We start from the raw sequence: 13735 nt of genomic DNA, 5'->3' as shown, positions 1-13735 counted from the left end.
TCTATTCTTTAAAACTGTCGTCGGTCCAGATTTTCCGTTTAACCCTCTGCTCCTTAACATGCTTGGTAAAGAGGCAGTTCAGATCATTTCTATAGTCATCCAGAATCTGACGCTCCGTATGGATAATGTTAAAGCGGTCAATGATCTCTTTGGAAGGGCCGATATCAGTGCCTATCCAGCGTCTCCCCTTGAGCTCCGCCACAACATAGGTGGCTCCCGATCCTCCGAAAGGATCAAAAACAAGATCTCCCGGTCTGGAAGCCATCTCAATAATCCTGTCCAATAATTTGATTGAAAGCTCATTTGAATTTTTTCTTCTCTTGTATTTGGCATGACGGACAGGGGGAATATCCGTCCAGATATCAGTAATATTCACACCCTTACTATTCATCTTGGACTTATACCCACCGTAATCCTTCAGGTCTCCATAACATTTGGGACAGATCTGCATTGGTATACGGTCGGGAACAAAACAGGAGGCCTTCTTACCCTTTGTATAGTAAAGAAGTGAGTAATGAGAGGGATAAAGCCGCCCCTTGATAGGCAGACTGGATTTGAGATCTACAGAGATCCAATGTTTAAAATAGAGTTTACTGTTAAGCCCTTTTGTAATCTCACTGTTCCAGCGGGGAAGATTCCATAAAAACAGAGCCCCTCCGTATTTAAGAGTACGGCACAGTTCATCCACCCAGCTGTTCATCCATCGGAGATATTCTTCCTCTTTAATCAAGTCGTTCATCCCTGATGGGTAAGTCTTATTCAGATTAAAGGGAGGATCTGCAAAAATAAGATCCAATGAGTTATCCTCAATACCTGCCAGGACATCCATGCAGTCATTTCTATAGAGTGTCCCCATTTCCGTTGTCATGGTGATATTGAGTTTTTTTACTTTTTTCGGCTTTTTTTCTATCTCCGGAATACTCTTCACATTCTTTTGAAGATAGGAGAGCAGCTCATCATCAACGACTCCCCACAGCAGTTTCAGCTGCTGTCTGTTGTACCCCAGGGTCTCTGAAAGTTGAGAAAGGTGATCTCCCGATGGGAGTTTCCGGTCCCGAAAATAGCTCTTGATTTCATCAAGGGGAATATTCAGTTCTTCCGAGAGTTTTTTAAGTTCTGCAGGGCTTTTATCAAAGAAATCGGGACTCTCAGTCATGGGATGATTTTAGAATGATCCCCTTCCTTTGTCGAGGACTATCGGCAGAAAGCTCAAAAGCAAAAATGATTACTTTTTTTTTATTCATAACTTAAAGCTATACAAGGGAAGCCGATATATCGGCATCCATTCAGAGAGCTTAAATTATAATTAAATTTTAAGCGAACCCACCCCCGATACAGATAAGGTCAGCTAATAAACTGGCCGGGCAAGGATGCCTGAAAAATGTACTAACTTCATGGAGGATTTATGATTATTAATCACAACATTACTGCGATGACTGCAAACAGAAACCTTGGTATTGCCGGAGCTAATTCAGCCAGCAATATGGGAAAACTCTCGTCAGGATTGCGAATCAACAAAGCCGGAGACGATGCTTCAGGACTGGCTGTTTCAGAGAAAATGCGATCACAGATCCGCGGTTTGAATCAGGCATCAAGGAATGCATCAGACGGTATTTCATTCATACAGACAACCGAAGGACACCTGCAGGAAACTACAGATATCATTCAGAGAGTCCGTGAACTTGCGGTACAGTCTTCCAACGGAATCTATTCCTCAGAAGACAGAATGCAGATTCAGGTGGAAGTATCTCAGCTTGTTGATGAACTGGACAGAGTTGCCTCTCACGCACAGTTCAACGGTATGAACATGCTCACAGGACGTTTTGCCGCTGATACAGGCGATAATGTAGTTACACAGAAGATGACCTTCCACATCGGTGCCAACATGGACCAGAGTGAGCAGGTTTTCATCGGAACAATGACTGCCGAGGCCCTAGGTCTCCGTCAGATCGGAACAGGTGAGATTATGTCTATCTCTACCCCCGAGCAGTCCAACAGAAACATTGGAGTTCTGGACGGTGCTCTGAAAACTGTGAACAAACAGAGAGCTGATCTTGGTGCATACCAGAATAGAATGGAAATGGCAATCAAGGGTATTGATGTAGCATCCGAAAACATGCAGGCATCTGAATCAAGAATTCGTGACCTGGACATGGCAAAAGAAACTGTTGACTTCACTAAAAACCAGATTCTGTCTCAGGCCAGTAACGCAATGCTGGCTCAGGCAAACCAGAGAACTCAGTCAGTTCTTCAGCTGCTGCAGTAATCTATTCTTTTTCTTATTCCGTCTCTGCGGGCTTGTAGCCTGTGCCGACGGAAGGGAAAATAAAGATACCCCGGGATTCCGGGGTATTTTTATTTATAATCGCTGTCAGAGCTGTCAGAATTTATCAGCTAATAACCACAGCCTCCCAGGGCCGCAGCATCAATCCTGATACATTCTTTCGCTGTGATGGGTAGTTGGAGATCAGAACCTGATCATCATTAAAATCATCTATTCTGTGGGCTGAAGGAGATGAGCTGAGATTCAGCACAACCTGGACGGTCCTGCCCTCATGAATTCTGTTATAGGCAAAGACAGCTGGTTCAGACTTTACCATCTCCATCTTTCCGTAGGCCAGATTCTTATTACTCTTCCGTAGAGCAATCATTTTTTTGTAATAATTGAAAATGGTACCCCTCTTATTCTCCTGGGCTGCCACATTGATATGTTCCCAGTTCCGGGCCATCATAATCCAGGGCTCCGCATCGGAAAATCCGCCGTTGGGAGAAGCATCCCACTGCATGGGAGTTCTGCTGTTATCTCTGCCCCACTTGATAATTTCCTTCAATACGGCGTCACTATCGTCACCCTTTTCTTCTGCCGCATGATAGCGGATAGTTGTATGAGGATCACGAAACTGATCAAGAGAGGTAAATCCGGCATTGACCATACCTATTTCATCTCCCTGATAGATGTAGGGGGTTCCCCACTGGGTCATGATCATGGTTGCCAGACAGGTAGCCGATTCTCTCCAGTAGTTCTCCTCGTCCCCGATAACAGAGACAGCACGGGCCAGATCATGATTACCCAGATATGTTGCATCCCATCCCTCGATTGAGAGCTGCTTATACCATTTCTCATAAAATTTTTTATAGTTCTGAGCCGGATTATCCTCAAACTCATCATCCTCAAGGAATCCCAGATGAAAGATCATATCAAACTCGTTGCGCTTTTTATCCACATAGAGCCTGGCCCCCTCAGGGGTGGAGCCTCCGGTTTCGCCCACAGTGACAGGATCATGTTTTTTCATGACCTTATCATGCATCTCCTGCAGATAGTGATGTCCCAGTTCATGATTTCTGAAATGACAGAAACGTTTACTCTCTCCGGGAGCATGTACATAATCGGGATTCCCCTCAGGCTTGCCGATCAGATGAATGGCATCAAAACGGATGCCGTCGATTCCCTTCTCAAGCCACCAGTCCACCATGCGGTGGATTTCGGCTCTCAGCTCTTCATTCCGCCAGTTCAGGTCAGGCTGTTTGACTCCGAATATATGGAGATAGTACTGCCCTGTGACCTCATCGTATTCCCAGGCTTCAGGGCAGAAATAGGAATCCCAGTTATTGGGTTTATCCGCCCAGATATACCAGTCCCGCTTGGGGTTATCTTTACTGCTTCTGGATTCAATAAACCAGGAGTGTTCATCGGAGCTGTGATTAAGCACCAGATCCATCATGATACCGATATTTCTCTTGTGGGCCTCTTCCAGAAGATTATCAAGATCTTCCATGGTTCCCATCTCGGTCATAATGTTCTGATAATCTGAAATATCGTAGCCCATATCATCATTGGGAGATGAGCAGAAAGGACTGAGCCAGAGCATATCAACACCCAGATCGGCCAGATAATCCAGCTTCTGTGTCACACCTGCCAGATCTCCGATTCCGTCGCCATTGCTATCTTTAAAACTGCGGGTGTAGATCTGGTAGACAACCAGCTCTTCCAGCGGCTTGTGATGGAACATAATGTCCTCCCCCATTGGTATTCAAATATTAGATTTTTTAATGCAGAGAATAAAGTATCGCAAAATCCCTGATAATTACAATTGGGCAGAACTCAGATATAAAAAATATATTCATATGAGCTTCATTACTTTAAAAGCGGATACAGTCAATATACTCCTGATAAATTTCATGCTACCCTGTGGAGATGACAGGATATGAACTGAGTAAATTTAAAGATATTATTGAAAGAACCATTTCTGACCTGGAAGAGAGTAACAGCTATCTTGAGGACGCAACTCAGCCCATCGAACCCAGTGTGGCCCTGGGGCGCCTTACCCGTATGGAAGCCATTGGTGAAAAGAGCGTCAACGAAGCCATGCTCGTCCAGGTAAAGCAGCGCCTGGACAGATTAAGCAACGCTCTGGACAGAATAGAAAAAGGTACTTACGGTATATGTGTCCGCTGTCAGAAAGAGATGCCCTTCGGCAGGCTTGAAGCGGTTCCAGAATCACTTGTCTGTGTTCCCTGTCTGGAAAGATCAACTCAAAAACGCTAATATATTCCCCCCTCCATAATAAATTTATTGACTTGCTGCCGCGGCAATGCTATAAATGAAACAGATAAAAATGGAAACGTTACCATAAACTACAAATAGAATTGGAGAAAACAATGGACCAAAAGATCAGGGGAGTCTTGTTTGACCTGGACGGTGTTCTGGTAGATACAGCTAAATATCATTATCAGGCATGGAGCAAGCTGGCCGAATCACTGGGATTCAGTTTCTCAGAAGAGGATAATGAACGCCTAAAGGGTGTATCCCGTGCGGCCTGTCTGGAGATTCTCCTCACCATTGGAAACGTTTCATTAACTGAAAAAGAGAAAGAAGAAGCCATGGCAGGAAAAAATGCCAATTATGTGGATATGATCAGCCATATGTCACCCCGGGGAATCCTGCCCGGTGTCCTTGAATTACTGAAAGAGCTGCAGGAAGCCGGTATAAAAACGGCTCTGGGTTCGGCCAGCAGGAATGCCCCCATTATTCTGGAAAAAACGGGACTGAAAGACTACCTGGATGCAGTTGTAGACGGAAACAGAACCACACAGGCCAAACCGAACCCCGAAGTCTTCCTTCTGGGAGCCTCCGACTTGAATCTTAAACCCGAAGAATGTGTCGTGTTTGAAGATGCGGCTGCAGGAATCGAGGCTGGAATTGCCGGAGGAATGCTTACTGTCGGTATAGGACACAAAGATCAGCTGGGTGCTGCAGATGCCCTGTTCCCCGACCTTAACGGAATAAGCTGGCAAATGATTAAGGACAGCCTTGAAGCGCATTCTGGAAAAAACAAGGAAGCCTGATGAAAAATTATATCAAACATGATCCCTGGAAAATCATTGAAGAGGGATTTATTCCCGAATATAACAGAATATCTGAAAGCCTCTGCAGCCTTGGAAACGGGCACATGGGGCAGAGAGCCAATTTTGAAGAGGGCTACAGCGGTGACACCCTGCCCGGCAGCTATATGGCTGGAGTGTACTACCCTGATAAAACAATAGTGGGCTGGTGGAAAAACGGATATCCCGAATACTTCGCCAAGGTTCTGAATGCTCCTGACTGGATAGGTCTGAAGCTTGCATTGAACGGAAAAGAGATTGACCTGGCCGCAGGGACTGTTGAGGATTTTCACAGAGAAATAGATATGAAGACAGGTATACTCTACAGAAAAGCCCGGCTCCGTATGGATCTATCTACGGTTGTAGAAATTGAAAGCAGTCGATTTGTATCTATGGCAAGACCCGAAGTGGGAAGCTACCGTTATATTCTGCGCCTGACAGAAGGTGAGGGAGAACTGAAAATCTCCAGCTTTATTGAGGGTAATGTCCATAACGAGGATGCCAACTATGATGAATACTTCTGGGAACACAGAGGAGAAATCCTTGATTCAGATTCTGCCGCGGTAGTGCTGGAAACCAAAAAAACAACATTTACACTGGCCAGCCGGATTACAACAGTTGTAAATCATCTGGATATTTCAGACAGCATGAGCCCTGTGAAAACACTTGGCTCCCTTAAAGCTCCCGGTCGTGTATCACAGGAGTTCACAGCAGAACTGAAAACAGGTGAAGCTGTTCAGATTGAGAAATATAACTCCAGCCTCACAGACAGAGATTACAAAACGGAAGACCTGCTGCCCAGGGGAGCCGAAGTTCTGGCTCAGGCCGTGCAGAAAGGTTTCGACACTCTCAAGGCAGAACAGATAGAAGCCTGGAGTCATATATGGAATAAGAGTGATATTACGATTGAGGGAGATGTGGCTGCCCAGCAGGGTATACGCTTTAATATCTTCCAGCTCAAACAAACCTATACAGGAAAAGATGAACGTCTCAACATAGGTCCCAAGGGATTTACGGGCGAGAAGTACGGTGGGGCCTCCTACTGGGATACCGAAGCCTACTGCCTCCCCTTCTTTTTAAATACCGATGACTCATCAATTGCAAGACAGCTTCTGGTGTACAGGCATAAGCATCTGGAAAGAGCCATTGAAAATGCGGGTAAACTTGGATTCACTGACGGCGCTGCTCTCTACCCCATGGTAACCATGAACGGAGAGGAGTGTCATAACGAATGGGAAATAACTTTTGAAGAGATCCATAGAAACGGTGCCATTGCCTACGGGATATACGACTATATCAACTGCACCGGGGACAGGGATTATCTTCTCCCCGGGGGCATGGAAGTACTGACGGGAATTGCCCGTTTCTGGGCACAGAGAGTTAACTGGTCGGAAGCAAAAAATAAATACGTAATACTGGGAGTCACAGGCCCCAACGAATATGAAAATAATGTACACAACAACTGGTACACCAACTATATTGCCGCCTGGTGTCTGCGTTATACAGCAGAATGTGCAGCAGGGCTGGAAAATGAAAAGCCTGCCGAATTTAAAGCCCTCGCCGCTTCACTGAAACTGGGTTCTGAGGAATTGACAAACTTTGTATCAATAGCCGATCAGATGTATCTGCCCGAAGACAGTGAAAAAGGTATATATCTTCAACAGGACGGATATCTGGATAAGGAGATCAAGCCTGCGGCTTCACTGGACGACAGTGTCCGTCCTTTAAACCAGAACTGGTCCTGGGATAGGATTCTCCGCTCCTGTTATATCAAACAGGCAGATGTTCTACAGGGATTTTTCTTCTTCGAAGATGATTTTGATACAGAGACCCTGAAACGAAATTTTGATTTCTACGAACCCCTCACGGTTCATGAGTCATCACTGAGTCCCTGTGTTCACACCATTTTGGCAGATTCACTGGGATATGATGAGAAAGCCTATGAGATGTATGTGAGAACAGCCCGGCTGGATCTGGACGACTATAACAACGATACCGAAGACGGCTGTCATATTACGAGTATGGCCGGAACATGGATGTCAGTAGTAATGGGTTTTGGAGGTCTGCGTCACAGAAAGGGTGAGCTCTTCCTGAATCCCTCCAGACCGAAAGAGTGGAAGGCATACAGCTTTAAGCTGATGAACCGGGGTGTTCAGATGCAGGTATCCGTATCTGATGGAAAGATTGAACTGGAGAATCAGGGGAACCAAAGTATTTCACTCAAGCTTGGAACTGCCGAAAATTTTGAATCCATTGAATTGAAAGCAGGAGAAAACCTGATTAAATAAAGTCAGCTTCATACTCTGCCCCTGTTAACAGAAGGGGCAGAGTATGATTGAAAATTACCAGCGGTAGCCGCTGATGGGAGGATAGGCCTTCTTAACTGCAAGGTAGAGAGGGAATCCTACTGCAATACCGGCTACATTCTGGAGTATATTTCCGGGAATTTCGGTGGCTGCTGCACCAAAGCCGTACATCAGGCCGCCGGTAACAAAATAGGTCCCCGCCATAACCAGGGTACCCGCAACAAATGAAAGAACCAGTGCGAGGATCATTCTTCCTCTGTTCTCAACTCCCGAGGCTCTGAAAATCAGACCGATAAGCAATCCCTGAACACCATGAGCAAAAAAAGTAATAGGTGCCCACTGCGCATAACCGCCCATAATATCAGCCAGCGCTGTTCCCAGACCGCCGGCGGCAAGTGCTGTGAACGGACCGAAAGTCAGAGCTGTAAAAAAGATGGCCACATCCGCCAGGTTGATATAACCCTTGGTCGGAGTAATAGGAACCCGGATGATCATAGTACATACTGTCGTCAGAGCCGTGAGGACCGCTACTGCAGCAATACGGAAAGCAAGGTTCTGCTTTGACTGAGCTGTCTGATTTTTCATTAATAAATTCTCCTGATATTCTAGATTAGCGAAATAGTACCAGAGGACTAATCATAAGTACAAGGAGTAATACTGAACAAATAATCTGCAGGATTATTTGTTCCGGAGTTTCCAGTATCCGACTCTGCGTACGGACATTGCTTCTCCCAATTCCCTTGAGTTCAAGAGCCATGGTCAAAAGAGGTATGGTCTTCACACTCTGAATAACAAGTGAGACCAGCACTGGAAACAGGTTCCTTATACGTCCTATCCCCCGGCGCCGGGGTACAACATCATTGATACTGCAGCGAAGAGCGTGAGCGGCCCTGATCTGTCCGTAGAGACCTGCAAGGTGCGGAATATAACGAAGGGCTATGGAGATGACAAGGGTCAGAGTATAAGGGAGACGGAACCAGCTGAGACCCAGAAGTATATCATCCATGGCAGAGCTTCGGAAAAAGACAAAAAAGAGGAGACTGATACCGCTGAACCGGGCAATATAACGGAGTGTTTCATCCAGTCCCACAGTTGTCAGAAAAGTGAAGGATCCAAACTGTATAAGCTCAGTGCCTTCCTTATGGAACAGGGGTGTCAGTAGAGAAATCATGATTAATAGGGGAAATATCATCTTCAGGGGTACAAAAAGATCTCTGATTCCCAAAATTGTAATAATCAAAAGAACAAAAAAAGCTGTGAAGGCCCCGTAAATACCAAGAGGCAGGGGCAGAAAAAAGTAGATCAGAAACAGAGGAAGGAGAAAGAGCTTGATCCGGCAGTCAAAACGATGAACCAGGGTATTGTCTTTTTTATACAGGGTATCAATCATTCTGCTGATCCCTCGGGCAGTATTCGGCCTCTCTCCATTCTAACAGTCCTATGGGTCTCCAGCTGCTGCAGCTTATGATCATGACTGATAACTATCAGAGCGGCTCCTTTCTTTTTCAGCTCCCGCAGAATACATATATAGTCAGAAAAACTCAGACCCGAGTCGGCTTCATCCAGAATATAGAGATTTTTCTCCAGAAGGTAATAGATTGCACCCTGCAGACGTTTTCTGGCTCCGAAACTGAGTAGTGCCGGAGCAGCTTCTCCCGATGGAAGATTAAACAAAGCAATAGCCTCATCAACAAGGGCCTTCTTTTCAATTCTCTTGAAAGCGCTGTATTTTAATCCGAGGGCCAGTTCCTCCTCCACACTGGGGAGAAAAAGCTGGTAGTCTGGATTCTGAAACAGATAGGCACAGCTGCGGTTCAGTGAATCCTTCCCGGCAGTCTTTCCGTTAAGAATAACTTTCCCCGCATCCGGTTCAATAAGACCGCATAAAATATGGGCCATTGTACTCTTACCGCAACCGTTGGGACCCGATAGAAACAGGGCTTCCCCCCTGTACAAAGTAAATTCATCTACTTCAAGATGAAAATCCATATTGCCGGGATATTCAAAACGTATATTCTTCAGCTCTATGAGAGGATCTTTTTCCGGTGCAGCTAAATCAGGGATAGCCTCAGACTGCCCTGACATCAGTCCCTCCTCAACCAGAAGAGTCATAAAACTTTCTGGCCGGGAATCTTCAGTTATAATCTTCCCGTCCTTTAAAAGTACCAGTGATGCCCGGGAACCGGAAAAAAGTTCCCGATATTTTGATGCAAATAAAATAATGCCTTTATTCTCTGCCTCAGCCTTCTCAAGAAGATATTCCAGAAGATAGACCTGCCCTTCCCGATCCAGTTCGTCCACTGTCTCATCAAGAATCCATAAATCGGGATTCTGCATTTCAAGTGCTGAGAGGAGAAGCCGTTTTTTCTCTCCCCCCGACAGGGAAAGGGGATCTCTTTCTTCCTTTCCATTTATTGAAAAATGTTCAAATGAGATCTCCAGCTGCTTCCTGATCTCAGCAGGATCCCGCCCCAGTGATTCCAGGGTCATGGATGCCTCATCATCACAGCGGGTACTGAGAATCTGTTCTTCAGGATCCTGAAAGACGATACCGATCGATTCTATCCAGTCACAGGCTGAACGGCTTCTAAGATTTTCACCATCCAGGGTGATAGTTCCAGAGACTTCCGCCTGTGTGAGTCCCGGATAAACTCCGGTCAGACAGCGGCTGAGTGTCGTTTTCCCTGATTCGGGAGCGCCCAGAACGATACAGAATTCCCCTCTTCTCAATTTGAAGTTTAAAGAGCTGAAGAGGGCTTTATTATCTAATCCGGGATAGGATGGAAAGCGAAAATTATAGTCATTTATTTCCAGAAGAGTCTCAGATGCTGCCATGGGCTCATTATAATCGGCCCGGCAGTTTCTGTATAGAACTCCGGTAAAGCTTATTCACTACCCTTCTCTTTAATTATCAGTTCACGGGGAAAGTTCACGGGGAAAGTTCAAGGCAAAAACTGTACCTTCCCCGACTGTGCTGTTCACAGCAATCTGACCTCTCAGTTTTTCGGTAACGATATTATACACAATATTGAGACCAAGACCCGTTCCGCCTCCTTCCCTGTTTGTCGTAAAGAAAGGATCAAAAACCTTTTTCACTATATCTGGGGGAATACCGCAGCCGTTATCCTGAAAAAGGAGGTAGATCGAATCTTCTTCATGTTCAATTTCAATGATAATTTCAGCCTGTTTTTCCTCTGAACTGTTTTTAAAAGCATGATGCAGGCTGTTCATAATCAGGTTTGTCAAAACCTGAGCAATATCACCGGGATAAGATCTCATGGGGAGAAGGTCAGGAGCTTTTAGAAAAACTTCAACCCTGTTTTTCTTAGTCTCATTGTATAGACTGTTTACAAGAGAACGGATAGAAGAAATAAGATCAAATGAATTGATATCCTGCTGGTTCTTCTCAACAGCCACCTGTTTAAAGTTATTGATCAAGCCTACGGATCTGTCCAGATTGTAGGAGAGCCTGTCTGAAGCATCAGCCAGATCATCCAGAGATTCACTTAGATCCTCTTCTGTCAAATCCTTAGACTCATATTTCTGATTAAGGAATTTGATCCTGTGCCGGATGATGGAATTACTCAGTACCGCGACACCCAGGGGGGTATTGATTTCATGAGCGACACCGGCAACAAGCAGTCCCAGGGAAGACATTTTTTCCTGATGAATAATCTGATCCTGTGTTTTCTTCAGATGTTCAATAGCATTATTCAGCTCTTCGGTTCTCTCTTCCACCTGTTCTTCAAGATTGGCATTCAGAACAGCAAAGTCATTTTCGGCGTCCTGCCTATGTACTATTTCATCGTTCAACTTCAGAATATAAAGAACAACCAGTGCTATGACCACCAGGAGAACAAGCCCTATAAGCAGTATAAATTCCGGTGTTTCAATAAAAGCAGGCTGAATTTCAATATGCAGTGACAGTATTTCCGAAACAAGTGAATCATTTTTCACTGCCTTTAGATTGAACTCATACTCTCCATGGGGAAGGTTTACAAAATTCACTCTATGCTCAAGGCTCACATCAATCCATTCATCACTGAACCCCTTCAGACGATAAAACATCCGGGTTCGTGAACCTTTGCTGAGATCAATACTCTGAAAGCCGATATTCAGCAGGTGATCATCCGGCGTAAGGACAATGGAGTGCTGCAGTTCAAGAGGATCTGCAGGGAGATCCGATGCATATTCTGTTGTATCCATTGACAGGGAGTGAACATACACCTGAACCTGATCTATAAAGACACAGGGATGGTTCTCATCCTGTATAAGGGTTTCAGGGTCAATAATATTCAGTCCCTCTATACAACCCAGAACAACCTTTCCCGAATCAAGAAGGCTCATTGAATAGAGATTGAACTCCTGGCTGAGCAGTCCTTCCTGAATTGAAAAATGACGGATCTTACTGTTTTCTCTGTCCCAGCGGAGAACTCCGGCATTAGTTGTCACCCAGAACTGTCCCTGCATATCCTGGAGGACTCCATAAACGTTTTTATCTGAGAGAGCTTCCTCAAGCTCATCTATATTCACCGACCTTCCCTCAGGAGTGATCATTTCCAGTCCCGAAGGAGATGCTGCAAAAATTTCACCTGTATCTATCTGAGAAAGAAACCATATTCTGTCAAACCTGTTATCCACATCAGTAAGACGGTCATCTTCTATTAAAAAGATCCCCCTATCCGTTCCTATCCAGAGACTGCCATTCCGGTCTTCCAGGGTGGTCCAGCAGGTCTTCATAAGATCGTCAGAAACAAACTGCCTGCTGACAGCAGTCAGCTTATTCAATTCGGGAGAATACTCAACCAGACCATTTTCACCACTGATCATCAGGTTCCCCGATTCCCGTTCCATTATATGATTTATTTTGCCCGTATTGATAAGTTCTGCATTTTCATATTCTTCAGAAAAAGGGAATTCGAAGAGATCCTCAGATTCATTGTACCTAAATAATCCCATATCATAGGACCCGGCCCAAATCTGATCATGGCTGTCGACCATAAGAAATTTGAAATTATCACTGGGAACCCTTCCCTGACCCACGGTATAACTGCTTACAAGATCCTTATCCCTATCCCAGCGGATAATCCCTCCGTCAAAACTGGCAAGCCAGCGGATTCCCCTGCTGTCCTCAGCAAAGGCCATAAAGTCACTGCTGAATGTTAAATCCTTATTTACAGAGGAACTCTCTGATGGTTTCCAGGTATTCACCCGGGGAAGATATGGATCAATCATCCATAATCCGGTGGACCTGGAACCTATTGCTATCAGTCCTGTATGCAGGAGGGTCATGGTATTGATATAAAGTGAAGAAGGAGGCTTTTTTTCCTGAAATTCTATACCCGTACCATCCCGGGTCAAGCGCCAGTAACTGCTGCCGCCGGCGGCAATCACAGAACCTGAAAAATCAAGGGCCATAGTATTGCTTACTATATCCGGATATAGATCGGATCTGCCTTGTTCCGGATAATGGATACTGAAGCCTCCACTCCCTCTGGCTGCATAAATCACTGAGTCCTGAAGAACAGCATCCTTAACAGCCAGGGATGTATCTCCCAACCACTGGGGAAGCTTCTCTTTCGGGACATGTTTTACTCCATTTTCGAGTACTTCCCAACCGGAATCGGTACCAAGATAAAGATCATCTGCATACCACAATACACAGTTTACATTTCCATTCTGAAAAATGGAAATTCTATGAACAATACTGTCACCGTAATTCCAGGAATAGATAGTACCTTCCCTGGTACTAAGGAGAAGAGTTTTATTTATTTCATCAGTAAACATATTGGTAATTGGCGAATCCAGAGCATCTGTATCAAGTCCGGAATCAATGAATCTGTCTGTCAGTTCATGACGAAGATAAAGACGGCCGTCTGAAGGAACAAACCAGAGTCGCCCTTCAGAGTCTTTCTTTATAACTCAACTTTCGCAGTTAATTTTGCCATATAAATCCTCTCAAAGAATCCGGTAAAGATTCCATCAATTTATCCAATATCCTATTGATATAATCTTCTGCCAGAAACAGTTGATTTTCCATAATTATT

General features: G+C 45.0%; 10 protein-coding genes. 4 read left to right on the top strand and 6 right to left on the bottom strand.

What is annotated here, in order from left to right; translation table 11 throughout:
• Position 1: 1 nt before the first annotated feature.
• A complete protein-coding gene (locus tag DV872_RS14425) occupies positions 2-1156 on the bottom strand; it encodes a site-specific DNA-methyltransferase (protein ID WP_114630657.1) in 1155 nt (384 codons plus the stop codon).
• A 249-nt stretch (positions 1157-1405) separates the two neighbouring features.
• On the opposite strand from DV872_RS14425, the gene DV872_RS14420 reads away from it, so the two are divergent.
• Complete coding sequence (locus tag DV872_RS14420; protein WP_114630656.1) at positions 1406-2266, top strand: flagellin; 861 nt, start codon at positions 1406-1408, stop codon at positions 2264-2266.
• Positions 2267-2390: 124 nt separating this feature from the next.
• Here the strand turns inward: DV872_RS14420 and DV872_RS14415 are convergent, their stop codons facing one another.
• Positions 2391-4010, bottom strand: a complete 1620-nt coding sequence (locus DV872_RS14415) for an alpha-glucosidase (protein WP_114630655.1) — start codon at positions 4008-4010, stop codon at positions 2391-2393.
• A gap of 185 nt (positions 4011-4195) precedes the next feature.
• Here DV872_RS14415 and DV872_RS14405 point away from each other — a divergent pair, with 185 nt between their 5' ends.
• The 3 genes from DV872_RS14405 to DV872_RS14395 all read left to right on the top strand — a co-directional run bounded on the left by DV872_RS14405 (position 4196) and on the right by DV872_RS14395 (position 7670).
• The gene (locus DV872_RS14405; protein WP_114630653.1) at positions 4196-4546 is read left to right on the top strand and encodes a TraR/DksA C4-type zinc finger protein; all 351 of its coding nucleotides are present in this window, start codon (positions 4196-4198) and stop codon (positions 4544-4546) included.
• A 113-nt stretch (positions 4547-4659) separates the two neighbouring features.
• Positions 4660-5346, top strand: a complete 687-nt coding sequence (gene pgmB / locus DV872_RS14400; protein WP_114630652.1) for a beta-phosphoglucomutase — start codon at positions 4660-4662, stop codon at positions 5344-5346.
• Complete coding sequence (locus DV872_RS14395) at positions 5346-7670, top strand: family 65 glycosyl hydrolase domain-containing protein (RefSeq protein ID WP_114630651.1); 2325 nt, start codon at positions 5346-5348, stop codon at positions 7668-7670. The genes pgmB and DV872_RS14395 overlap by 1 nt, the downstream gene beginning before the upstream one ends.
• A gap of 54 nt (positions 7671-7724) precedes the next feature.
• Here DV872_RS14395 and DV872_RS14390 read toward each other — a convergent pair whose 3' ends face one another.
• The 4 genes from DV872_RS14390 to DV872_RS14375 all read right to left on the bottom strand — a co-directional run bounded on the left by DV872_RS14390 (position 7725) and on the right by DV872_RS14375 (position 13475).
• Positions 7725-8273, bottom strand: a complete 549-nt coding sequence (locus DV872_RS14390) for an ECF transporter S component (RefSeq protein WP_114630650.1) — start codon at positions 8271-8273, stop codon at positions 7725-7727.
• A 25-nt stretch (positions 8274-8298) separates the two neighbouring features.
• Positions 8299-9078 (bottom strand): energy-coupling factor transporter transmembrane protein EcfT, encoded by a 780-nt coding sequence (locus tag DV872_RS14385; RefSeq protein ID WP_114630649.1) that lies wholly within the window; start codon positions 9076-9078, stop codon positions 8299-8301.
• Complete coding sequence (locus DV872_RS14380) at positions 9075-10523, bottom strand: ATP-binding cassette domain-containing protein (RefSeq protein WP_114630648.1); 1449 nt, start codon at positions 10521-10523, stop codon at positions 9075-9077. Before DV872_RS14380 ends, DV872_RS14385 begins: the two co-directional genes overlap by 4 nt.
• Positions 10524-10604: 81 nt before the next feature.
• Positions 10605-13475: a sensor histidine kinase gene (locus DV872_RS14375; RefSeq protein WP_114630647.1), complete on the bottom strand. Its 2871-nt coding sequence runs from the start codon at positions 13473-13475 to the stop codon at positions 10605-10607.
• Positions 13476-13735: the final 260 nt, after the last annotated feature.

The sequence above is a fragment of the Oceanispirochaeta sp. M1 genome (assembly GCF_003346715.1).
Taxonomy (GTDB): domain Bacteria; phylum Spirochaetota; class Spirochaetia; order DSM-2461; family DSM-2461; genus Oceanispirochaeta.
Note: the sequence above shows the minus strand (reverse complement) of the source record. Positions and strands in the feature narration are given on the sequence as shown.